Here is a 21534-nt window from a genome sequence, read left to right as displayed (position 1 = left end):
TCCTTCGGAGCGGGCGGGCCCGGCGGATGGTGCGCGGCAGGCGGGGAGAGCACCATCCTCCCGCGGTGCCGGGGGCCCGGGGCGGTGGTCGCCCGGGATGCCTGCGGGCGGCCCAACCCTCGACGGCGGCCGCCGCGGATGCGGCCGGCGCCCGCCGCGTCACCTACCGTGGGAGGCGTGAAGACCGCCCGCCCTCCCCGCTTCCTCCCGTTCATCCTCACGGGCGCGGTCCTCGGGTTCGTCCTGGGCGCCGCGGTCGCGGACTTCGGCTGGCTGGAGAACACCGACACGGTCCTCGCGCAGAAGCAGTACTCGGCCACGACCGCCGTCGGCTACCTCGGCGTCCTCGGCGCCTGCCTCTTCGCGCTCCTCGCCGCGCTCCTCGCGCTGGGCCTGGAGCGCCTCTCCCGCCGGGACTGACCCCTCCGCCCCGGCCGCGCTCCCGTCCGGCGGCCGGACTCCCCCGGGGCCCGGCCCGCCGCGTGAGAGGATGGAGCACGTGCCACGCGGAGACGGACGCCTCAGCCACGACCTCCTTCCCGGTGAGAAGGGGCCCCAGGACGCGTGCGGCGTGTTCGGGGTCTGGGCGCCGGGCGAGGAGGTCGCCAAGCTCGCCTACTACGGCCTGTACGCGCTGCAGCACCGCGGCCAGGAGTCGGCGGGCATCGCGACCTCGGACGGCAGCCGCCTGCTCGTCTACAAGGACATGGGCCTGGTCTCGCAGGTGTTCGACGAGCGCTCGCTCGGGGCGCTGCGCGGTCACCTCGCCGTCGGCCACTGCCGTTACTCGACGACCGGCGGCTCGACCTGGGAGAACGCCCAGCCGACCCTCGACGGGCACGCCGGCGGCACCGTCGCGCTCGCGCACAACGGCAACCTCATCAACTCGGCCGAACTGCGCGACGTCGTCGCCGGGCACCGGGTCGACGGCCAGCGAGGGGAGCTCGCCCGCGGCAACACGACCGACACCGCGCTCGTCACCGCGCTGCTGACCGCCGACCCCGACCGCACCGTCGAGGCCGCGGCGCTCGAGGTGCTGCCGATGCTGCGCGGCGCCTTCTGCCTCGTCTTCATGGACGAGCACACGCTCTACGCGGCGCGCGACCCGCAGGGCATCCGGCCGCTCGTCATCGGCCGCCTCGAGCGCGGCTGGGTCGTGGCGTCCGAGACCGCGGCGCTCGACATCGTCGGCGCCTCGTTCGTCCGCGAGGTCGAGCCCGGTGAGCTCGTCGCCATCGACGAGGACGGCCTGCGCTCGCAGCGGTTCGCCGAGGCCGAGCCCAAGGGCTGTGTCTTCGAGTACGTCTACCTCGCCCGCCCGGACACGACGATCAACGGCCGCGGCGTGCACGAGTCGCGGGTCCAGATGGGCCGGCAGCTGGCGCGCGAGCACCCGGTCGAGGCCGACCTCGTCATGCCGACGCCGGAGTCCGGCACGCCCGCCGCCATCGGCTACGCGCAGGAGTCGGGCATCCCCTACGGCCAGGGCCTGGTCAAGAACTCCTACGTCGGGCGGACCTTCATCGCCCCGTCGCAGACCATCCGGCAGCTCGGCATCCGGCTCAAGCTCAACCCGCTGCGCGACGTCATCCGGGGCAAGCGGCTCGTCGTCGTCGACGACTCGATCGTCCGCGGCAACACGCAGCGCGCGCTCGTGCGGATGCTGCGCGAGGCCGGGGCCGCCGAGGTGCACGTGCGCATCTCGTCGCCGCCGGTGCGCTGGCCGTGCTTCTACGGCATCGACTTCGCGACCCGGGCCGAGCTCATCGCCACCGGCCTCGGGGTCGAGGAGGTGCGCAACTCCATCGGCGCCGACAGCCTCGGGTACATCTCGGAGGACGGGATGATCGGGGCGACCGAGCAGCCGCGCGAGCGCCTGTGCACGGCGTGCTTCTCGGGGCAGTACCCGGTGACGCTGCCCGAGGACGGCCGGCTCGGCAAGGGCGTGCTCGAGCTCGAGCTGCCCCTCGACGACGACGGCGCCCCCGCGCAGCGGCCGCTCGGGGAGCGGCACCCGCACCGTCAGGCGCCCCTCGTCGACGTGCCGGTGCTCGACGTCGACGGGGTGCAGACCTCGGCCGGCGGTGGCGCCTCCGAGGCGGTCCTGCGCCCCTGACCCGGCGGTTCGCCGCGGTTCGAGGTGAAACCCGACCGCGAGAAGGTCGCATTTCACCTCGACTCCCCGGAGTAGTGCGCGGTTCGAGGTGAAACCCGACCACGAGAGGGTCGCATTTCACCTCGACTCCCGGTGGGGGTGCGGCGGTCTCAGGCGGCGCGCCGGACCCGTGACCAGTACGCGGCGCAGATCTGGTCGAGGTACGGGTCGGGGTCGAGGCGCCAGCCGATGAGCCCGACCCGCAGTACGAGGTCGTCGCCGAGCGCGACGGCGTTCTGCCGCAGCGTGTCGTCACCGGGCTGGAGGCCGGCGAGGTGCCCCGCGCCGTCGACCTCGACGACGAGCCGGGCCTCGCGCCACTCGACGTCGAGGTAGGCCCGACCACCCGGCAGCCGCCGGATGGTCTGACGCGACGGTTCCGGGAGCCCGCGACGACGGCACGCCGCGACGACATCGAGCTCACCGAGGGAGTGCGCGCCCGCGGCGACGTCGCGCGCGAGGCGGGGGACCAGCGCCCGTCGGGTGCGCATCCGGACCTCGTCGGCGGCCGCGACGAGCTGCTCGCCGGTGCACAGGCGCTGCTGCACCGGCAGGACGAGGAGCAGGGCCGCCTGCCGGTCGCTGACCGCCCAGTGGGCCGCCCGCACCGCGGCGACGGCGACGCGGGTCCTCGGCAGACCCGACGGCAGGAGCTCGTCCGGCACCCGCCGCGCGACCTTGTGGATGACGACGTCCTCCACGTCCTCGACCTCGGCGGTGTGCCGGACGGACACGTGCACCCGGTCGTCGTCGTACCCGGTCAGTCCGGCGTGCTGCAGCGCGGTGACGCCGTCGACGGCCGCGATCTGCTCACCGACCTCCCAGACCGCCCTCCACCGCCGGGCGACGTCATCGAGCGGCCCCGTGGACGTCGCGACGGTCTGCACGCCGTGCGCGGCCCAGCGCTCGGCCGCGAGCTCACGGCGGACCATCCGGTGGTCGACCCCGACGGAGCGCAGGAGGGTGCGCGACAGCACGCCGCCGTAGCCGACGGCGAGCTCGCGGGCCGCGCGTCGCCGGGCGGCGGTCGTGACAGGTGGGTCCATCCGGTGAGCGTGCATCGGCGGCACACTCGCGGCCAGTCCTGCGGGGGCATCTGTGGACGAGCCTCACGGTGAGCCGACCCTGTGGACGAGCGGGTCGATGTGAAACCCGACCGCGAGGGGGTCGGGTTTCACCTCGAACGGGTGGGGCCGGAGGCGTCAGGCGTCGGCGGCGACCTTGGCGTCGTCCTCGTCGGTGCGACCGTGCAGCCGCGAGCGCTTGTACCCGTAGAAGAAGTAGATGCCGAAGCCGAGCAGCATCCAGATGAGGAACCGCAGCCACGTCTCCACCGACAGGTTGAGCATGAGGTAGATGCTGATGAGCGCCGCGAGGACCGGCAGCACGGGGTTGCCGGGGACCTTGAAGGCCCGCTGGAGGTCGGGGCGGCGCTTGCGCAGCACCGGCACGGCGAGCGAGACGAGCGCGAACGCCGACAGCGTGCCGATGTTGACCATCTCCTCGAGCTTGCCGATGGGCGTCAGCGACGCGACGAGCGCGACCACCGTGCCGATGGCGAGCGTCAGCCGCACGGGCGTGCCGGTGCGCGGGTTCGTGCGGCCGATCGAGGGCGGCAGCAGCCGGTCGCGGGACATCGCGAAGGTCACGCGGGTCGCGCCGATGATCAGCGTCATGACGACGGTCATCAGTCCCGCGACGGCGCCGGCGGCGATGAGGGTCGCGTACCCCGGCTTCCCGACCGACTCGAAGGCCGCCGCGAGCGCGGCGTCCGGGTTGATCTTGTCGTACTTGACCATCCCGGTGATGACGAGCGTCGTCGCGACGTAGAGGACGGTGCAGATGACGAGCGAGGCGATGATGCCGATCGGCAGGTCGCGCTGCGGGTTCTTCGCCTCCTCGGCGGTCGTCGCGACGACGTCGAAGCCGATGTACGCGAAGAAGACGATGGCCGCGCCGGAGACGATGCCGAGCACCCCGTACGTCGTCGGCTCGAGGCCGAAAATCACTTGGATGAGCGGAGCCGTCAGGCCGCTCGTCTGCTCGCCCGCGGTGGCCGGCGGGACGAACGGCGAGTAGTTCGCGCTGTTGACGAACGCCAGGCCGGCGAAGATGACGAAGAGGACGATGAAGAGCTTGACCGCCACGAGCACGAGGTTGACCCGCAGCGACTCCTTGATGCCGATCGCGATGAGCGCGGTGAGCAGCGCGACGAGCACGAACGCCGGCAGGTCGAAGTGCGAGCCGGGGGCGACGGCCTCGGGCACGGTGACGCCGAACTTGTCGAGCAGGAGCGTCGCGTACTGCGACCAGCCCTGGGCGACGACGCTCGCGCCGAGCATCAGCTCGAGCAGGAGGTCCCAGCCGATGATCCACGCGACGATCTCGCCGAGGGACGCGTACGAGAACGTGTACGCCGACCCGGACACCGGCACGGTGGAGGCGAACTCGGCGTAGCAGAGCGCCGCGAGCCCGCAGCAGACCGCGGCGAGGACGAACGAGATCGCGATGGACGGACCAGCGTAGTCGGAGGCCGCGCGGCCGGTCAGCGTGAAGATGCCGGCGCCGATGATGACGCCGATCCCGAAGACCGTGAGGTCGAGGGCGGACAGCTTCTTCTTGAGCTGGAACTCCGGGTCCTCGGTCTCCTTGATCGACTCCTCGATCGTCTTGGTCCGCATGACGCCCATGACACGCTCCCGTCGTCGGTGCTCTCGGCAGCCGAGACGCTAGCGGACACCGAACCCCCTGCGGGGGTTGCGGTCAGGGTCGCTCGTCGACCCACTCCCGCGGCGGGTAGAGCGGGATGGCGCGCGCGTGGTCGTCGTCGGCCCCGCGAGGGTCGGCCCCCGCCGTGGAGTCCTGGTCGAAGGGCACGTCCTCGGAGCGAGAACCGGTGCGCACGACCGGGATCTCGCCGGTGTCGCCGAGCGAGCGCGGTGCGAGGTTGGAGCTGCGGTACCAGGACTCCGGCGCGCGGGTCGTCCCGCTCGTGGGCATCGACGGGTAGCCGGGGTCGGTGACCGAGACCCCGCCTCCGGGGACGCTGGGGTCCGTGCCGCGCGGGCCGCGGCCACGCGGCGGGCCACCGTCGCCGTCGTCGGGCCCGTCCGAGCCGTCGGGCCCGTCGGGTCCGTCATCGCGGCGGCGCGGACGCCGGGGCAGCTTCGGCCACGACCGCCCTGTGCCGGAACGGCGTTCGCGCGGCTTCTCACCGAAGATCTCGGAGTTGAGGGCGGCGTTGACGTGGTCGGGCTCGGGGATGAAGGTCAGCTCGCGCAGGCCCTGCTCCTGGCCGGCGCTCTCGATGATGATCGTGCCGAACCCGAGCAGCTCACCGACGAGCGGGCGCCGGTAGGTCATGTCGGTGACCTTGGTGAGCCGCATCATCGGCACGCTGACGTCGAGGACGCCCTCGTGCCGGAGGATGCGCTTGTTCGTCACGACGATCCAGCGGTAGCGCCGCTGCAGCTCGGCCCAGCCGAGCCGGGCCAGGCCGACGAGCAGGACGATGCCGGTCAGCCGCAGCAGGGGCTCGGCCACGTGCAGCCCGGCGTCGAACCACAGGTAGACGACGAACGCGGCCGCGGGCCAGAGCGCCTGGCGCAGGAGGACCGCCGGGTGCTGGCGGGTGCGGATGACGATGCGCTCACCCTGCGCGAGCTGCCGCTCGAGGCTGCGGGCCACCCGCCGGGGCATCGCCTCGAGGTCGACCTCGACGCTGTCCGGGGTCCCGTCCGTGACGGAGTGGGCCCGGCGCACGGGTCAGCCGTTCAGCAGGCTGTCGAAGAAGCGCCCGATGTTGCTGACGCCGTTGGAGACGACGTCCCAGGCCGAGCCGAAGATGCTCGCGGCGGAGTCGGGCGAGGTGAGGATCGCGTACAGGAGGAAGACGACGACGAGCCACATCACGATCTTCTTGACCGGGGGCATGGCGTGGATCCTCCTGCGTGCGGGCGCGGCGTGGGGCACGCCTCGCCGATGATCGTCCCAGATGTGACGGGTGTGACGGACGAGGTGGCTGGGACCGGGCGTGTCGCGCCCGGCCCCGACCGGGGCGCGGGCTACTGCGCGACGCCGTAGAGGCGGTCACCTGCGTCGCCGAGGCCCGGCACGATGTAGCCGACCTCGTTGAGCTTCTCGTCGATGGCGCCGGTGACGAGGGTCACCGGCGCGCTGAGGTCGGCGACCGACTCCTCGAGGTGCGCGATCCCCTCGGGGGCCGCGAGCAGGGTGACCGCGGTGATGTCGTCGGCGCCGCGCTCGACGAGGTAGCGGATGGCGTCGGCCATCGAGCCACCCGTCGCGAGCATCGGGTCGAGGACGTAGACCTGGCGGCCGGAGAGGTCGTCGGGCAGGCGGTTGGCGTACGTGACGGCCTCGAGGGTCTCCTCGTCGCGCTGCATCCCGAGGAAGCCGACCTCGGCGCTCGGCAGCAGCCGGACCATGCCCTCGAGCATCCCGAGCCCGGCGCGCAGGATCGGGACGATGAGCGGCTTGGGGTTGGAGAGCTTGATGCCCGTCGTGGGCGCGACCGGCGTCTCGATCTCGAACGGCTCCACGCGGACCTCACGCGTCGCCTCGTAGGCGAGGAGGGTCATCAGCTCCTCGGCGAGGCGGCGGAAGGTCGGCGAGTCCGTCCGCTTGTCCCGGAGGTAGGTCAGCTTGTGGGCGATGAGCCGGTGGTCCGGGTTGATCACGCGCATGGGTGAAACTTAGCGCGTGCCGACTCCACCCGACCCCGCCGCCGAGGCGTGGATGCGCCGGGCGCTGGCCCTCGCCGCGCGCGCCGCGGCCGCCGGTGACGTGCCCGTCGGGGCGGTCGTCGTCGACCCCGCCGGCGTCGTCGTCGGCGAGGGGTTCAACGTCCGCGAGGCCGAGGGCGACCCCACCGGGCACGCCGAGGTCGTCGCGCTGCGGGCCGCGGCGCGGGCCCTCGGCACGTGGCGGCTCGAGGGCCACCGGCTCGTCGTGACGATGGAGCCCTGCCCGATGTGCGCCGGGGCGCTCGTCCTCGCCCGCGTGGCGCAGGTCGTCCTCGGGGCGTGGGACCCCAAGCTCGGGGCGTGCGGGTCGGTGTGGGACGTGCCGCGGGACCGGCGGGTGACGCACCGGGTCGAGGTCGTCGGCGGGGTGCTCGAGGAGGAGTGCGGGGCGGTCGTGCGCGACTTCTTCGCGGGGCACCGAGGGGCGTCGTCGGGCGCCTGACCAGTTCGTCTGCACCGTGTCGAAACTCTGTCGAACGTTCCTGCTAGGTTCGACAACGAACGGCTCCGACCGGGGCTGTGCACGTGTGAACGAAAGGGCCACCCCATGGGCATCATCGGCTGGATCATCATCGGCGGTCTCGCCGGCTGGGTCGCGAGCAAGATCATGAACACCGACGCGCAGCAGGGCATCATCCTCAACATCGTCGTCGGCATCATCGGCGCCCTCATCGGCGGCTTCCTCCTCGGCGCGTTCGGCGTCGACACCGACGGCAGCGGCATCATCGTCAGCTTCATCACCGCGCTCATCGGCGCGTGCATCCTCCTGTTCGCCGTCAAGGCCGTCACCAAGCGGGCCTGACCCGGCTCGGCCGGACCCTCCGGCCCGCCTGTCCACGACGCCGCCCCCACCCCCCGCGGGGGCGGCGTCGTGGCGTCCCCGGCCCCGATTTCCGGCCGGTCCCGGGGCTCGGGTAGCCTCTCCGGCGGTGGCGTGTCCGAGCGGCCTAAGGAGCACGCCTCGAAAGCGTGTGAGGGTTTACGCCCTCCGTGGGTTCAAATCCCACCGCCACCGCCAGCACCGGGACCCCCGGGCGCACCGCGCCCGGGGGTCCTCGCGTCTCGCGGCCCGGGGCGCGCGTGGCGTGCCGGGGTGGTCCTGCTGAGCCGGGCGGTCTCGCCGTGCCGAAGTGGTGCTGCGGTGCCGAGGTGGTCCCGCCCGGCCGCGGTCCCCTCGCCGTGCCGTGCCGTCCTGCCGCCCCGGCACGACGAGGTCACCCCGGTAAGGCGAGGTCACCCCGACCCCGCACCGGGACCGTGCGCCGCGGAAGGGAAACCTTGCGGGGTGGAAGGGAAACCTTGCCGGATGGAAGGGAAACCTTCCGTAGCGAGAGGATCCCGGGAGGACCCACCTCCACAGCGGAGACACAGCCGACTCCCGGCCCGCGTGCCGGCTGCGCGGTGGATGATGTCGCTCGTGTCCAGCCTCCTCGAGCAGATCCTCGGGCAGCCGGCGTGGGTCGTCTACCTCGTCGTCGGGCTCGTCGTCCTCGTCGAGGACGCCCTCTTCGTCGGCTTCGTCGTGCCCGGCGAGACCGCCGCCATCCTCGGTGGCGTCACGGCCGCGATCGGCCACACCTCGCTGCCCTGGGTCGCGGTCGTCGTCATCGGCGCCGCGGTCGTCGGCGACAGCATCGGCTACGAGGTCGGGCGGGTGCTCGGACCGCGGCTCACCGAGGCCCGGATGCTGCGCCGCGCCCGGCCGCGCGTGGAGCAGGCGCAGGACTTCCTCGTGCGGCGCGGCGCGGTGTCGGTCTTCCTCGCCCGCTGGACCGCGTTCCTGCGGGCGGTCGTCCCCGCGCTCGCCGGCTCCTCGGGCCTGCGCTACCCGACCTTCCTCGTGTGGAACCTGCTCGGCGGGCTGGCCTGGGGGGCGACGGTCGTCGTCGGCGGCTACCTCGCGGGCCGCAGCTACCAGCGCCTCGAGAGCTGGCTCGGGACCGGCTCGCTCGTCGTCGTCGCGGTCATCGTCCTCGTCGCGGTGCTCGTCCACCGCCGCCGGCGCAGCAGCCACCGCGCGGCGCGCGCCTGAGGGGTCAGCGGCGCCCGTGGGGGTTGACGAGCGTGGCCGCGGCCCACGACCCGGCGAAGGTCAGCAGCGCGGCCAGCACGAACACCCACACGCCGTCGACGACGGCCTCGGCCACCGCCAGCGAGAGAAGCATCACCGCGAGCGCCGTCCCCGCCGCCCGGACCGTCGCGAAGTACGTCCCCGTGTCCATGGCGGGCGGCGTAGGGCCGCCGCGTCGCGCGGGCGCGACGGCGCGCGGGATCAGGAGGCCGAGGGCTCCGGGCACATCGGCAGCTGCCCGGAGGGGGCGACGTAGGGCCGGACGGTGGTGAACTTCGTCCCCAGCGCGACCTCGACGCTGCCGTCGGTCCGCTGGTCGAGGACCGGCTTGGCCCCCTTGGGCATGAGGCTCATCAGCAGCGTGGCGTCGGCGCGCCCGGCCTCGCCGTAGCGCACCTCGACCACGGCGGGGGTCTTGCGCGTCGAGGTGTCGTTGCCGACCTTGCCGATGACGAAGCCCTGCTTCTCGAGCTGCTGGGCCGTGCGCGAGGCGAGGTTGGGGCGGTTCGTCGCGTTGTACACGTTCACGGTGACCTGACCGGGGACGCGCTCGTCCGGGTCGTAGGGCCGGCAGGTGGCAGCGGGCGGGCGGTTGGCCCGCGCCTGCTCGTCGGCGCGGTAGTACGACAGGGCGTACCAGAAGGCGAAGAACAGGCCGAGCAGGACGACGCCGATGACGACGACCGCCCGACGGCGGCGACGGCGGGCCTCGACGGAGACCGGCGTCTCGTCCGCGTACTCGCTCACGGCGGGCTCAGAGGGCCAGCACGCGGGCGTGCAGGGTCGGGCGCTGGTGCAGGGCCGCGCGCAGGGCGCGGTGCAGGCCGTCCTCGAGGTAGAGGGTGCCCTCCCACTCGACGACGTGCGCGAACAGGTCGCCGTAGAACGTCGAGTCCTCGGCGAGCAGCGCGTGCAGGTCGAGCTCGCGCTTGGTCGTCACGAGCTCGTCGAGCCGGACGAGCCGCGGGGGCACGTTCGACCACTGCCGCCCCGTGTACCCGTGGTCCGGGTACGGGCGCGCGTCGCCGACGGCCTTGAAGATCACGCCGACCACTCTATGGGGCCGGGCGGGCGAGGTCCGGCCGCGAAACCCCGGCGCGCACTACATTGGCGCGGGTGAGTGACAGCAGCGAGTCCACCCTCCTCGACGCGATCCGGGCCGGCTACACCGTCGAGGGGCCGTCCCTCGAGCTCGGCGCAGCGGTCGTCGACGGCGCCGCCCACCCGGACGCGGTCGTCCGCATCCCGCTCTCGGCGATGAACCGCCACGGCCTCGTCGCCGGCGCCACCGGGACCGGCAAGACCAAGACGCTCCAGCTGATGGCCGAGCAGCTCGCCGCCCAGGGCGTGCCGGTGTTCCTCGCGGACGTCAAGGGCGACCTCTCCGGGATGGCGAGCGCCGGCGAGGCCAACGAGCGCATCACGTCCCGCTCGCAGGAGGTCGGCCTGCCGTGGACCCCGACCGCCTACCCCGTCGAGTTCTTCGCCCTCGGTGGCCAGGGCAAGGGCATCCCGGTGCGCGCCGCGGTGTCGACCTTCGGGCCGACGCTGCTCGCGAAGGTGCTGGGGCTCAACGCGACCCAGGAGTCGAGCCTCGGGCTGGTCTTCCACTACGCCGACAAGCGGGGGCTCTTCCTCGACACGATCGCCGACCTGCGCGCGGTCGTGCAGCACCTGACCTCGGACGAGGGCAAGGCCGACCTCAAGGAGCTGGGCGGGCTGTCGTCGGCGACGGCCGGCGTCATCCTGCGCGAGCTCATCACCTTCTCGGACCAGGGCGCCGACGCGTTCTTCGGCCTGCCCGAGCTCGACACCGCCCAGCTGCTGCGCACCGCCCCCGACGGGCGCGGTCTCGTCTCGATGCTCGAGCTCCCGGCGGTGCAGGACCGGCCGCAGCTGTTCTCGACCTTCCTCATGTGGCTGCTCGCGGACCTCTTCCACGACCTGCCCGAGGTCGGCGACCTCGACAAGCCGAAGCTCGTCTTCTTCTTCGACGAGGCGCACCTGCTCTTCTCGGACGCGTCCAAGGAGTTCCGCGACGCCATCCAGCAGACGGTCCGCCTCATCCGCTCCAAGGGCGTCGGTGTCTTCTTCGTCACCCAGTCGCCCAAGGACGTCCCGGCCGACGTCCTCGCGCAGCTCGGCAACCGGGTGCAGCACGCGCTGCGGGCGTTCACCCCTGACGACGCGGCCGCGCTCAAGGCGGCGGTCAAGACCTACCCGAGGACCGAGTACGACCTCGCCGAGCTGCTCACCTCGCTCGGCACCGGCGAGGCCGTCGTCACCGTCCTGTCCGAGAAGGGCGTCCCGACCCCGGTCGCGTGGACGCGGATGCGGGCCCCCGAGTCGCTCATGGGTCCCTCGCCCGACGCCGTCTTCGACGCCGCGGTCGCCGCCTCGCCCCTGACCGCGCAGTACGCGCAGGCGCAGGAGCGCGACTCGGCCGCCGAGATGCTCGGCAAGGCCACGCAGGAGCGCGTCGCCGCCCAGCAGGCCGCGACCGAGGCCGAGGCCCGCGCGACGGCGGACGCCGCGGCGGAGCAGGAGGCCGCGAGGGCCCGCGCGGCGGCCGAGCAGGCCGCGGCGAAGGAGCGGGCCGCGGCCGAGAAGGCGCGCGCCGCGGAGGAGCGCCGTCGGGCGCAGGAGCCGGGCATGGTCGAGCAGGTCGTCCAGTCCTCGGCGTTCCGCTCGATGCTGCGCTCGGCCGGCACGGCGCTGGGCCGCGAGATCACCCGGTCGATCTTCGGGACCACCCGACGGCGGTGAGCCGCACCGGGACCCGCGGTCAGAGCGCCAGGACCGCCCGCGCGTAGGCGCACTCGAGGTCCGCGTCCTCGACGGAGTGCAGGTCGCCGGGGCCGGTCGCGTACTCGACGCGCCAGCCCTCGGTCGTGCGCACCACCGCCGAGAGCCGGTTGCCGAGCAGCCCGCGCAGCTGGTCCTCGCGCGGCAGCCAGAGGGCCTGGTCGAGCGTCACCGAGTCCAGCGCCCACTCCGTCGTGCCGTTGAAGCCCAGCAGCGACCGGCCGCCGTAGGAGTGGACCTCGACCGTCAGGTCGGAGATCCAGAAGACGTCGCCGGTCAGCAGCTCGGTGTCGATGACGAAGCGGTCTCCGGGCGAGGGCTCCCAGAGCACGCCGGCCTCGACGAGGTCGCGGGCCAGCTCGACGGTGATCACCGTCCCAGTGTCACCCGGTCGGTGCCCTCGTGGCGAGGTCGGTGCGTCGCCGGGTCGGAGCGGACGCGGGCGCGACACCGGGGGTGCCGCGCCCGCTCGGCCCCTCACCCCCGGGGTCGCAGGACCGGTGCCAGGGTGTCGAGGACGGAGGCGTCCTCGATGGTGCCGGGCACGGTGGGTGTCTTGCCGTCGGCCATCTCGCGCATCGTCTTGCGCAGGATCTTCCCCGAGCGGGTCTTGGGCAGGGCGCCGACGACGTCGACCTGCTTGAGGCTCGCCACCGCCCCGACCTCGTCGCGCACGCGCTGGACGAGCTCGCGGCGGATGCGCTCGCCGTCGGCCTCGGCGTCGACCCCGCCCTTGAGGACGACGAGCCCGCGCGGCACCTGCCCCTTGAAGTCGTCGGCGACGCCGATGACGGCGCACTCCGCGACGGCCGGGTGGCCGGCGAGCGCCGCCTCGATCGAGCCGGTCGAGAGCCGGTGACCCGCGACGTTGAGCACGTCGTCGGTGCGGCCCATGACGTAGACGTAGCCGTCCTCGTCGATCATCCCGCCGTCGCCGGTCAGGTAGTAGCCGTCGTAGACCGAGAGGTAGCCGGCGACGTAGCGCTCGTCGTCGTTCCACAGCGTCGGCAGCGTGCCGGGCGGCAGGGGCAGCCGGATGGCGATGGCGCCCTCGGTGCCCGGGGGCACCGGCCGGGCCGACTCGTCGAGCACCTGCACGTCGTACCCGGGAACGGGTACCGACGGCGAGCCGGCCTTGATCGGCATCGGGTCCAGGCCGCGCAGGTTGGCGGCGATGGGCCATCCGGTCTCGGTCTGCCACCAGTTGTCGACGACGGGCACGCCGAGGACGTCGGTCGCCCACTCGTAGGTGTCGGGGTCGAGCCGCTCGCCGGCGAGGAAGACGCACCGGAGCGAGGAGAGGTCGTGGTCCTTGGTCAGCGCGCCGGTGGGGTCCTCGCGCTTGATGGCCCGGTACGCGGTGGGGGCGGTGAACATCGCCTTGGCCCGGTACTGCGAGACGACCCGCCAGAAGGCTCCGGCGTCCGGGGTGCCGACCGGCTTGCCCTCGTAGAGAACGGTGGTCGCGCCGGTGAGGAGCGGGGCGTAGACGATGTAGGAGTGGCCGACGACCCACCCGACGTCGGACGCGGTGAACCAGACGTCGCCGGGACCGATGTCGTAGACGTTCTCCATCGACCAGCGCAGCGCGACCGCGTGGCCGCCGTTGTCGCGGACGATGCCCTTGGGGCGGCCGGTCGTGCCGGAGGTGTAGAGGACGTAGAGGGGGTCGGTGGCCTCGACGTCGACGCAGTCGACCGGCTCGGCGTCGGCCACGAGCTCGTCCCAGGTCATCTCCTCCCACTCGGTGTCGCGGACCCCGACCTGCGCCGGGGCCTGCTCGCGCTGCAGGACGATGACCGACTCGGGCTTGTGGCTGCTGCGGTCGAGGGCGCCGTCGAGCATCGGCTTGTACTCGACGACCCGGCTCGGCTCGATGCCGCACGAGGCCGAGACGACGACCTTGGGCTGCGCGTCCTCGAGCCGGGCGGCGAGCTCGGCGGGCGCGAAGCCGCCGAAGACGACGGAGTGGATCGCGCCGAGGCGGGCGCAGGCGAGCATCGCGACGACGGCCTCGGGGACCATCGGCATGTAGACGACGACCCGGTCGCCCTTCTCGACGCCGAGCGAGGCGAGGGCGCCGGCGAAGCGCGCGACCCGGTCGAGGAGCTCGGCGTAGGTGAACGTGGCGGTCGTGCCGGTGACGGGGGAGTCGTAGTGGAGGGCGGGCTGGTCGCCGCGGCCGTCGCGGACGTGCCGGTCGAGCGCGTTGAAGCAGGTGTTGAGCCGGCCGCCGCGGAACCAGCGGTAGAACGGCGGGTTGCTGTCGTCGAGGACGGTCGTCGGCGGGGTGCTCCACTCGACGGCCCGCGCGGCCTCACTCCAGAACGCGGTGGGGTCGGAGATCGAGCGCTCGTGGGCCGCTCGGTAGGCGCCGTTGCTCATGGGGTCATCCTCGACCCGTCGTGCGGCGGCCGTCCACGGAACGTGACGCACCAGTCCGTGGACGGCCGGGACGCGGCGACGAGCGGGCGGGGGAGCAGCGCCGGGCGGGGTCGCCGCTGTCGACACAGGGGTTCGTCCACGAGACCCCGGTTCGGAGCCGGGGTCTCGTGGACATTTCGGGGTGACCCCGAAAAGGTGGGGCGGCGGTCAGCCCCAGGCCTCGGCGCGGGTGAGGCAGAACGGGTGCCCGCTCGGGTCGAGGACGACGCGCCAGGTCTCGCCCGGCTGCTCGTCGGGCAGGGTGCCGCCGAGCCCGACGACCTCCTGCGCCGCGGCGTCGAGGTCGTCGACGGCGAGGTCGAGGTGGAACTGCTTGCTGCCGTGCTCGTTCGGCCAGCCCGGTGCCTCGTACCCCTCGACGAGGCCGAAGCCCAGCGCGAGACCGTCCGGGCTCGTGAGCATCCCGTACTCGTCCTGCTCGTGCGCGACCTCCCAGCCGAGCACCGCGTGCCAGAAGGCGACGTCGCGGCGCACGTCGGAGCTGTCGAGCGAGACCATCTTGAGGGCGGCGGTGGCCATGGAGGAGTCCTCTCGTCGGGGTCGGTGCCGCCCAGCATGCCTAGGCTGGCGCCGTGCCGGATAGGACGAACGCGACGGCGACGACCGGCGGGGTGCTGCGCCCGGACGAGCTCGCGCGCCACCTCGCGCTCGCGCGGCGACCGGCCGGCCCCGGGGTCGCGCCGTGGGTCGAGAACCACTGGCGCCTCGCCTGGGACCTGCCGCCCGGGCGGTCCTACGTCAGCGAGGTGCTGCCCCACCCGACCTGCTCGCTGACGGTCGAGGTCACCACCCACCCGCGTCCCGGGGTGCCGCCGGGGGAGTGCGTCGTCGTGACGGGCGTCAGCACCCGTCGCTTCGACGTCGAGCTGCGCGGTCGCGGCCGGGTGCTCGGGGTGCGCTTCCGGCCCGGTGGCCTCACCGCGCTGACCGGGCTCGACGCCGCGGCGTGGTCGGACCGGACGGTCGCCGCCCGCTCCGTCCTGCCCGCCCCGTTCGTCGACCGCCTCGCCGACCCCGCGCTCGCCGACGACCCCGACGCCTGGGAGGCGGCGGCCGAGGAGGTCCTCGCCGCCCTCGACCCCGGCCCCGACGAGCGGTACGACGAGGTGCTCGCGGTCGTCGGCACGATGCTCGCGGACCCGGCGCTGCTCACCGTCGGCGAGGTCGCGCAGCGGCACGGGTGCAGCACCCGTCGGCTGCAGCGGCTCTTCGCGCACTACGTGGGCGTCGGGCCGAAGTGGGTGCTCGCGCGCTACCGGATGCACGACGTCGTGGACGCGCTCGACGCCGGCTACGACGGCACGCTCACCGACCTCGCGGTGCGCCACGGCTGGTACGACCAGGCGCACTTCACCCGCGACTTCACGGCGCTCGTCGGGGTCACCCCCGGGCGCTACCGGGACCGGCGCTCCTGAACGTCGGACGTCCTTCCCGTTGCCGGATCCTCGATGTGTGACTAAGTTTCACCGCGTCCCACAATGACGTGAACAAGTTACGCACCGGAGGTTCCCCGTGCCCTCGACGCCCACCCGCCGCACCGCCCTCACCGCCTCGATGGCGCTCGCGCTCGCCGGCGCGGCCGCCCCCGCCGCCTCGGCCGGCGGCCACCGCCCCGGCCACCCGCGCCCCGGTCACCACCACGGCTGGGTCACCTCGACGATGGCGCGGATGACGCTGCGCGAGAAGGTCGGCCAGCTCTTCGTGCAGCAGGTCTACGGCAGCGTCGCCGACGCGCCCGACGAGCGCAACGTGCCGCTCTACGGCGTCGCGAAGCCCTCCGAGGTCGTCCAGAAGTACATGCTCGGCGGCGTCATCTACTTCGCGTGGACCGACAGCGTCAAGGACCCCGACCAGATCACCGCCCTGAGCAACGGGCTCCAGAAGGCCGCGCTCACCCGCCGCACGAAGGCCCGCGTGCCGCTGACCATCGGCGTCGACCAGGAGCAGGGCGTCGTCACCCGCATCGGCCCGCCGGCCACCCAGTTCCCCGGCTCGATGGCCCTCGGCGCCGGCCGCAGCACGAAGGACGCGCGCACCGCTGCCGCCATCACCGGCCAGGAGCTGCGGGCGATGGGCATCACGACCAATTTCGCCCCCGACGCCGACACCAACGTCAACCCGCTCAACCCGGTCATCGGCACCCGCTCGTTCTCGTCCGACCCGTCGCTCGCCGCCGACATGGTGGCCGCGCAGGTCACCGGCTACCAGCGCGACGGCGGCGTCATGTCGGCCGCCAAGCACTTCCCGGGCCACGGCGACACCGCCACCGACAGCCACGTCGCCTTCCCGGTCATCACCCACACCCGGCAGCAGTGGGAGGAGATCGACGCCCCGCCGTTCGAGGCCGCGATCGCCGCCGGCATCGACATGGTGATGACCGCGCACCTCTCCTTCCCGGCCCTGGACGACAGCGGCGACCCCGCGACGCTCAGCCGGCCGATCCTCACCGGCCTCCTGCGCGAGCGGCTCGGCTTCGAGGGCGTCATCGTCACCGACTCCCTCGAGATGCAGGGCGTGCGCGACAAGTACGGGGACGAGGAGGTGGCGGTGCGAGCGCTCGAGGCGGGCGTCGACCAGCTGCTCATGAGCCCCGCCCTCCCCCAGGCCTTCGAGGCGGTCGTCGCCGCCGTCGAGTCCGGCCGGATCAGCCGTCGCGACCTCGACGCCAAGGTCCGTCGCGTCCTCACCCTCAAGGCCGAGCGCGGCGTGGTCGAGCGTCCGTGGGCCGACCCGCGCCGGGTCGACCGCGTCGTCGGCACGCCGGAGCACCTCGCGGCCGCGGCGGCGGTGACGAACCGGACGACCACGCTCGTCCGCAACGACGACGGCGTCCTCCCGATGGCCGTGCGCGGCAAGGACCTCCTCGTCACCGGCTACGGCGAGACGACCACCCGCACCCTCGCTGCCGGCCTCGACGCGCAGGGTGCGACGAGCACCGTGCTCGTCACCGGCAGCGCGCCGACCGACGCCCAGGTGGCCGCGGCCGCTGCCGCCGCGGCCGGGCGCGACGCCGTCGTCGTCACGACGATGAAGGCCTGGGACACGGCCGTCACCGACAAGAACCGGGGGCAGCAGAAGCTCGTCGCCGCCCTGCGCGCCACCGGCGTCCCGGTCGTCGTCGTCGCCACCCGCGACCCCTACGACATCGCCTACCTCGGCGACGCCGAGACCTACCTCGCGACGTACAGCTACAGCCCGGTGGCGCTCGAGGCAGCGGCCCGCGTCATCGCCGGCGCCGTCGCCCCCACGGGGAAGCTGCCGGTCGACGTCCCCGTCGCCGGTGACCCCTCCACCGTCCTCTACCCCTTCGGCCACGGCCTCGGCTACTGAGCCGGCCCGCCCCCTCGATCAGGAGCAGACCCATGACCTCCCTGGACCGCCGCAGCCTCTTCGCGGCCACCGCCGTCACCGCCGCCGCCACCGCGGTCGGCGCCCCCGCCGCCCACGCCTCCGGCCGACCCGGCCACGGGCGCGGCGTCACCACCGGCGCCGACCGTGCCGCCGCCGACCGCTGGTCGGTCCTGCGCGGCCGGAAGGTCGGCGTCGTCACCAACCCGACCGGCATCCTCGCGAACCTGCGCAGCGTCGTCGACGAGATGCACGAGTCGGGCCGGGTCGACCTGCGCGCCGTCTTCGGACCGGAGCACGGCTTCCGCGGCACGGCGCAGGCCGGCGACGCCGAGGAGACGCACACCGACCCGCGCACCGGCGTCACCGTCTACGACGCCTACGGCACCGGGGCCGACTCGCTCTCGGCGATGGTCCGCGAGGCCGGCGTCGACACCGTCGTCTTCGACATCCAGGACGTCGGCGCGCGCTTCTACACCTACATCTGGACGATGTACACGGCGATGCGGGCCGCGGTCCGCACCGGCTGCTCGTTCGTCGTCCTCGACCGGCCGAACCCGATCGGCGGCACCGCCCGCGGCCCGATGATGACGACCGCGTTCACGACCGGCGTCGGCGCCAAGGAGATCGTCCAGGTCCACGGGATGACCGTCGGCGAGCTCGCGCGCTTCGTCGACGGTGAGTTCCTCGAGGGCGACGAGGGGAAGCGGCTCGGCGACGCGCTCGAGGTCGTCGAGGTCTCCGGCTGGCGCCGCGACACCCTCTTCGCCGACACCGGCCTGCCCTGGGTCATGCCGAGCCCGAACATGCCGACCCCCGACACCGCGCTGGTCTACCCCGGCACGTGCCTCTTCGAGGGCACCAACCTCTCCGAGGGCCGCGGCACGACCCGGCCGTTCGAGCTCGTCGGCGCCCCGTTCGTCGACCACCGCTGGGCCGAGCGTCTCGAGTCGCGCCGGGTCCCGGGCGTGGACTTCCGGGAGGCGTACTTCAACCCGATCCAGAGCAAGCACGTCGGCGTCGTCTGCGGTGGCGTGCAGGTGCACGTCACCGACTACGAGCGGCTCGACGGGCCGCGGCTCGGCGCCGAGATGCTCGTCGCGGCGAAGGCGCTCTACCCCGAGTTCGCCTGGCGCAAGGACTCCTACGACCCGCAGCGCCCCTACTGGGTCGACAAGCTGACCGGCTCCCCGCGCCTGCGCGAGATGGTGGACGCGGGGGCCTCCGCCGACGCGGTCGTCGCCGCCTGGCGCTCCGAGCTCGCCGCCTTCGAGCGCCGGCGCCGGCCGTACCTCCTCTACCGCGGGGGCCGCGCGTGAGCCGCCGCGGCTGGGGCGCCGTCGCGGTGGCCGGCGTGCTCGCCGCCTCCGTGGCGACGGCGGGCCCGGTGTCCGCCAACGACTTCGACCGACCCGAGAAGGGGTTCATGCCCGCCAACACCGTCCTGCGCGACCGCGCCCCCGAGCGCGTCGGCCTCGACCCGGCGCCCCTCGCCGAGGCCGAGCGGCTCATCGAGTCGCACGAGGAGGCCCCCGCCGCGGGTGGCCACCCGATGTACGCCGGCGCCGTCGGCGTCATGGGCCACGACGGCGCGGTCGTCGCGCGCCACGCGAGCGGATGGGCCTCGCGGTGGAAGGACGCCACCACCGAGCTCCCGCGCGAGCAGTGGGAGCCGATGCGCGACGACACGGTCTTCGACCTCGCGTCGGTGAGCAAGCTCTTCACCTCGATCGCCACCGTCCAGCTCGTCGAGGACGGCACCGTCGACCTCGAGGCGCCCGTCGCGACCTACCTGCCCGAGTTCGGCGTCAACGGCAAGCAGGACGTCACCGTGCGGATGCTCCTGACCCACACCTCGGGCTTCACCTCGTGGCTGCCGCTGTGGTCGAAGTACCCGGACGTGCCCTCGCGGATCAAGGCCGTCATGGACCAGCCGCCCACCAACGCGCCGGGCTCCACCTACCTCTACAGCGACCTCAACCTCATCACCCTCGGCGTGATGGTCGAGCGCCTCTCGGCCAAGCCCCTCGACCGGTTCGTCCACGACCGCATCACCGCCCCGCTCGGGATGCGCGACACGGGCTACAACCCGACCGACCGCGACCGCACGGCGGCGACCGAGTACCAGACCGCACCGCCGCGCGGGATGGTCCGCGGCGAGGTGCACGACGAGAACGCCTGGTCCCTCGGCGGCGTCGCCGGCCACGCCGGCGTCTTCTCGACGGCCGACGACCTCGCCGTGCTCTCGCAGGCGCTGCTCAACGGCGGCACCTACCGGGGCCACCGCATCCTCGACCGCCGCAGCGTCGAGATGCTCATCACCAACTTCACCGAGGACTTCCCCGGTGACGCGCACGGACTCGGCTTCGAGCTCGACCAGCGCTGGTACATGGACGCCCTCTCCGGGCCGCGGACCGCCGGCCACACCGGCTACACCGGCACCTCGATCGTCATCGACTTCGACAGCCGGTCCTTCGCGATCCTCCTGACCAACCGCGTCCACCCGTCGCGGGAGTGGGGGAGCAACAACACCGCCCGGCAGGAGTGGGCCCGCGGTCTCGCGCTCGCGATGCCCGTCGACCCCCGCCACGGCCGCACGGCCTGGGCCGCCGGTGGCGCGAACGCGACGACGGCCACGCTCACCGCGCCCGTCGACGTGCCGCGCGGCGGGGCGCGCCTCGGCTTCGACCTCTTCGTCGACACCGAGGACACCGACGTCCTCACCCTCGAGACCTCGTCCGACGACGGCGCGACGTGGGCGCCCCTGCCGTTCGCGCTGCGCGACCGCGGGCCGGCGCAGCAGACCGACGGGACCGTCTCGGGCGAGCACGGGCGGCGCTGGATGCAGGCGCGCGCCGAGCTGCCGCAGGGCGACCTGCTGCTGCGCTGGCGGATGACGACCGACGCCGTCTACCTCGGCCGCGGTGTGCTCGTGGACGGGGTGCGGGCCACCGCGGGGCACCGGGTGCTCCTCGACGGCGAGCGCCGTCCCGGCGTGTTCGACCCCCGCGGGTGGAGCGTCGTGCAGCGCGCGTCCTAGGTTGTGCGCATGGCCACCCAGCCCACCGACGGCGCACCGTCCCTTCTCGTCCGGCTCCGCGGCGTCCGGCCCTCGCTCTCACCGGCCGAGGACCGCGTCGCGGAGCAGGTGCTCGCCGACCCACGGGCGGCCGCCGGGCTCACCATCAGCGAGCTCGCGGTGGCCGCCTCGACGTCGGAGACGACGGTGCTGCGCTTCTGCAAGCGCCTCGGCCTGCGCGGCTACCCCCAGCTGCGCCTCGCGCTGGCCGAGGCCTCGACCGGCGGACGCCCGACGGCGCCGACCAGCGACATCAGCGCCGACGACACCGTCGACGACGTCATCGCCAAGGTCGCCTACGCCGACGCCAGCGCGGTCGAGGAGACCGCGCAGACCATCGACCGCGAGGCCCTCGCCGCGACGGCCGAGGCGATCTCGCGGGCCGGCCGGGTCGACGTCTACGGCATCGGGGCCAGTGCGCTCGTCGCGATGGACCTCCAGCAGAAGCTGCACCGGATCGGCACGGTCGTCTTCGCGTGGAACGACCCCCACATCGCGCTGACGAGCGCGACGCTGCTCGGCCCGGGCGACGTCGCCATCGGGATCTCGCACTCCGGCACGACGACCGAGACGGTGGAGGCGCTCGAGCTGGCCCGCAGCCGGGGTGCCACGACCGTGGCGGTCACCAACTTCCCGGTGTCGCGCCTGGCCGAGGGGGCCGACCAGGTCCTCGCGACGGCCGCGCGCGAGTCGAGCCTGCGCTCGGGCGCGACGGCCAGCCGGATCGCGGCGCTCACCGTCGTCGACTGCCTCTACATCGCCGTCGCCCAGCACGACCTCGCCCGCGCGCAGGACGCCGTCGAGCAGACCCGTCGGGCGGTCGCGGGGCACCACGTCCGCTACTGAGGACGTAACTTGTTCACAC

22 protein-coding genes and 1 tRNA gene are annotated in these 21534 nt (G+C 73.5%); 12 read left to right on the top strand and 11 right to left on the bottom strand.

The window, feature by feature from the left end; all coding sequences use genetic code 11:
* Positions 1 to 177: 177 nt before the first annotated feature.
* Positions 178 to 420: a hypothetical protein gene (locus LG324_RS19310; protein WP_030526451.1), complete on the top strand. Its 243-nt coding sequence runs from the start codon at positions 178 to 180 to the stop codon at positions 418 to 420.
* Positions 421 to 499: 79 nt separating this feature from the next.
* Complete coding sequence (gene purF / locus LG324_RS19305) at positions 500 to 2116, top strand: amidophosphoribosyltransferase (protein ID WP_207022336.1); 1617 nt, start codon at positions 500 to 502, stop codon at positions 2114 to 2116.
* Positions 2117 to 2265: 149 nt separating this feature from the next.
* On the opposite strand, the gene LG324_RS19300 is transcribed toward purF, so the two are convergent.
* The 5 genes from LG324_RS19300 to upp all read right to left on the bottom strand — a co-directional run bounded on the left by LG324_RS19300 (position 2266) and on the right by upp (position 6861).
* Complete coding sequence (locus tag LG324_RS19300) at positions 2266 to 3201, bottom strand: hypothetical protein (protein WP_404350514.1); 936 nt, start codon at positions 3199 to 3201, stop codon at positions 2266 to 2268.
* A 156-nt stretch (positions 3202 to 3357) separates the two neighbouring features.
* The gene (locus LG324_RS19295) at positions 3358 to 4845 is read right to left on the bottom strand and encodes an amino acid permease (RefSeq protein ID WP_404350512.1); all 1488 of its coding nucleotides are present in this window, start codon (positions 4843 to 4845) and stop codon (positions 3358 to 3360) included.
* 73 nt (positions 4846 to 4918) lie between these two features.
* The gene (locus tag LG324_RS19290; protein ID WP_404350510.1) at positions 4919 to 5917 is read right to left on the bottom strand and encodes a PH domain-containing protein; all 999 of its coding nucleotides are present in this window, start codon (positions 5915 to 5917) and stop codon (positions 4919 to 4921) included.
* A 3-nt stretch (positions 5918 to 5920) separates the two neighbouring features.
* A complete protein-coding gene (locus LG324_RS19285) occupies positions 5921 to 6088 on the bottom strand; it encodes a hypothetical protein (RefSeq protein WP_169742028.1) in 168 nt (55 codons plus the stop codon).
* Positions 6089 to 6219: 131 nt separating this feature from the next.
* Entirely contained in the window at positions 6220 to 6861 is a 642-nt protein-coding gene (gene upp, locus LG324_RS19280; protein WP_030526456.1) for a uracil phosphoribosyltransferase, read from the bottom strand.
* 52 nt (positions 6862 to 6913) lie between these two features.
* Between upp and LG324_RS19275 the strand changes: the two genes are divergently transcribed.
* The 4 genes from LG324_RS19275 (at position 6914) to LG324_RS19260 (ending at position 8953) form a co-directional block, all read left to right on the top strand.
* A complete protein-coding gene (locus tag LG324_RS19275; protein ID WP_404353167.1) occupies positions 6914 to 7363 on the top strand; it encodes a nucleoside deaminase in 450 nt (149 codons plus the stop codon).
* Between the two features lie 105 nt (positions 7364 to 7468).
* The gene (locus tag LG324_RS19270) at positions 7469 to 7723 is read left to right on the top strand and encodes a GlsB/YeaQ/YmgE family stress response membrane protein (protein ID WP_030526458.1); all 255 of its coding nucleotides are present in this window, start codon (positions 7469 to 7471) and stop codon (positions 7721 to 7723) included.
* 126 nt (positions 7724 to 7849) lie between these two features.
* Positions 7850 to 7939, top strand: a tRNA-Ser gene (locus LG324_RS19265).
* Positions 7940 to 8329: 390 nt separating this feature from the next.
* Positions 8330 to 8953, top strand: coding sequence for a DedA family protein (locus tag LG324_RS19260; protein WP_245616065.1), 624 nt, complete (start codon positions 8330 to 8332; stop codon positions 8951 to 8953).
* 4 nt (positions 8954 to 8957) lie between these two features.
* On the opposite strand, the gene LG324_RS19255 is transcribed toward LG324_RS19260, so the two are convergent.
* The 3 genes from LG324_RS19255 to LG324_RS19245 are packed head-to-tail and all read right to left on the bottom strand — an operon-like array spanning position 8958 to position 10037.
* Entirely contained in the window at positions 8958 to 9143 is a 186-nt protein-coding gene (locus LG324_RS19255; protein WP_207022340.1) for a hypothetical protein, read from the bottom strand.
* Positions 9144 to 9193: 50 nt separating this feature from the next.
* Complete coding sequence (locus tag LG324_RS19250; RefSeq protein WP_404350507.1) at positions 9194 to 9739, bottom strand: LytR C-terminal domain-containing protein; 546 nt, start codon at positions 9737 to 9739, stop codon at positions 9194 to 9196.
* Between the two features lie 7 nt (positions 9740 to 9746).
* Complete coding sequence (locus tag LG324_RS19245) at positions 9747 to 10037, bottom strand: type II toxin-antitoxin system VapB family antitoxin (protein ID WP_030526461.1); 291 nt, start codon at positions 10035 to 10037, stop codon at positions 9747 to 9749.
* 71 nt (positions 10038 to 10108) lie between these two features.
* Between LG324_RS19245 and LG324_RS19240 the strand changes: the two genes are divergently transcribed.
* Positions 10109 to 11758 (top strand): helicase HerA-like domain-containing protein, encoded by a 1650-nt coding sequence (locus LG324_RS19240; RefSeq protein ID WP_404350505.1) that lies wholly within the window; start codon positions 10109 to 10111, stop codon positions 11756 to 11758.
* Positions 11759 to 11777: 19 nt separating this feature from the next.
* Here LG324_RS19240 and LG324_RS19235 read toward each other — a convergent pair whose 3' ends face one another.
* From LG324_RS19235 to LG324_RS19225, 3 genes are all read right to left on the bottom strand, one after another.
* Positions 11778 to 12170, bottom strand: a complete 393-nt coding sequence (locus LG324_RS19235; protein ID WP_030526463.1) for a hypothetical protein — start codon at positions 12168 to 12170, stop codon at positions 11778 to 11780.
* Positions 12171 to 12274: 104 nt separating this feature from the next.
* Positions 12275 to 14182 carry a propionyl-CoA synthetase gene (locus LG324_RS19230; protein ID WP_404350502.1) on the bottom strand — a complete coding sequence of 636 codons (1908 nt, stop codon included), beginning with the start codon at positions 14180 to 14182 and terminating at the stop codon, positions 12275 to 12277.
* A gap of 207 nt (positions 14183 to 14389) precedes the next feature.
* Positions 14390 to 14761: a VOC family protein gene (locus tag LG324_RS19225; RefSeq protein ID WP_404350500.1), complete on the bottom strand. Its 372-nt coding sequence runs from the start codon at positions 14759 to 14761 to the stop codon at positions 14390 to 14392.
* A 53-nt stretch (positions 14762 to 14814) separates the two neighbouring features.
* Between LG324_RS19225 and LG324_RS19220 the strand changes: the two genes are divergently transcribed.
* From LG324_RS19220 to LG324_RS19200, 5 genes are all read left to right on the top strand, one after another.
* The gene (locus LG324_RS19220; RefSeq protein ID WP_207022345.1) at positions 14815 to 15657 is read left to right on the top strand and encodes a helix-turn-helix transcriptional regulator; all 843 of its coding nucleotides are present in this window, start codon (positions 14815 to 14817) and stop codon (positions 15655 to 15657) included.
* 97 nt (positions 15658 to 15754) lie between these two features.
* Complete coding sequence (locus tag LG324_RS19215) at positions 15755 to 17572, top strand: glycoside hydrolase family 3 protein (protein WP_404350498.1); 1818 nt, start codon at positions 15755 to 15757, stop codon at positions 17570 to 17572.
* A 32-nt stretch (positions 17573 to 17604) separates the two neighbouring features.
* A complete protein-coding gene (locus tag LG324_RS19210; protein ID WP_404350496.1) occupies positions 17605 to 18909 on the top strand; it encodes an exo-beta-N-acetylmuramidase NamZ domain-containing protein in 1305 nt (434 codons plus the stop codon).
* Positions 18906 to 20630, top strand: a complete 1725-nt coding sequence (locus LG324_RS19205; protein WP_404350494.1) for a serine hydrolase domain-containing protein — start codon at positions 18906 to 18908, stop codon at positions 20628 to 20630. Before LG324_RS19210 ends, LG324_RS19205 begins: the two co-directional genes overlap by 4 nt.
* Before the next feature lie 9 nt (positions 20631 to 20639).
* Positions 20640 to 21515, top strand: coding sequence for a MurR/RpiR family transcriptional regulator (locus LG324_RS19200; RefSeq protein WP_030526470.1), 876 nt, complete (start codon positions 20640 to 20642; stop codon positions 21513 to 21515).
* Positions 21516 to 21534 lie beyond the last annotated feature (19 nt).

Source organism: Phycicoccus jejuensis, from assembly GCF_044797865.1.
Lineage (GTDB): Bacteria > Actinomycetota > Actinomycetes > Actinomycetales > Dermatophilaceae > Phycicoccus > Phycicoccus jejuensis.
The sequence above is the reverse complement of the archived record's forward strand: the minus strand, read 5'-3'. Positions and strand labels throughout refer to the sequence as shown.

What these genes read in the sequence shown, in the direction of transcription:
- LG324_RS19300 (WP_404350514.1), bottom strand. Translation starts at nt 3,201, where the DNA reads ATGGACCCACCTGTCACGACCGCCGCCCGGCGACGCGCGGCCCGCGAG.
- LG324_RS19295 (WP_404350512.1), bottom strand. Translation starts at nt 4,845, where the DNA reads ATGGGCGTCATGCGGACCAAGACGATCGAGGAGTCGATCAAGGAGACC.
- LG324_RS19285 (WP_169742028.1), bottom strand. Translation starts at nt 6,088, where the DNA reads ATGCCCCCGGTCAAGAAGATCGTGATGTGGCTCGTCGTCGTCTTCCTC.
- upp (WP_030526456.1), bottom strand. Translation starts at nt 6,861, where the DNA reads ATGCGCGTGATCAACCCGGACCACCGGCTCATCGCCCACAAGCTGACC.
- LG324_RS19275 (WP_404353167.1), top strand. Translation starts at nt 6,914, where the DNA reads ATGCGCCGGGCGCTGGCCCTCGCCGCGCGCGCCGCGGCCGCCGGTGAC.
- LG324_RS19270 (WP_030526458.1), top strand. Translation starts at nt 7,469, where the DNA reads ATGGGCATCATCGGCTGGATCATCATCGGCGGTCTCGCCGGCTGGGTC.
- LG324_RS19260 (WP_245616065.1), top strand. Translation starts at nt 8,330, where the DNA reads ATGTCGCTCGTGTCCAGCCTCCTCGAGCAGATCCTCGGGCAGCCGGCG.
- LG324_RS19255 (WP_207022340.1), bottom strand. Translation starts at nt 9,143, where the DNA reads ATGGACACGGGGACGTACTTCGCGACGGTCCGGGCGGCGGGGACGGCG.
- LG324_RS19230 (WP_404350502.1), bottom strand. Translation starts at nt 14,182, where the DNA reads ATGAGCAACGGCGCCTACCGAGCGGCCCACGAGCGCTCGATCTCCGAC.
- LG324_RS19225 (WP_404350500.1), bottom strand. Translation starts at nt 14,761, where the DNA reads ATGGCCACCGCCGCCCTCAAGATGGTCTCGCTCGACAGCTCCGACGTG.
- LG324_RS19210 (WP_404350496.1), top strand. Translation starts at nt 17,605, where the DNA reads ATGACCTCCCTGGACCGCCGCAGCCTCTTCGCGGCCACCGCCGTCACC.
- LG324_RS19200 (WP_030526470.1), top strand. Translation starts at nt 20,640, where the DNA reads ATGGCCACCCAGCCCACCGACGGCGCACCGTCCCTTCTCGTCCGGCTC.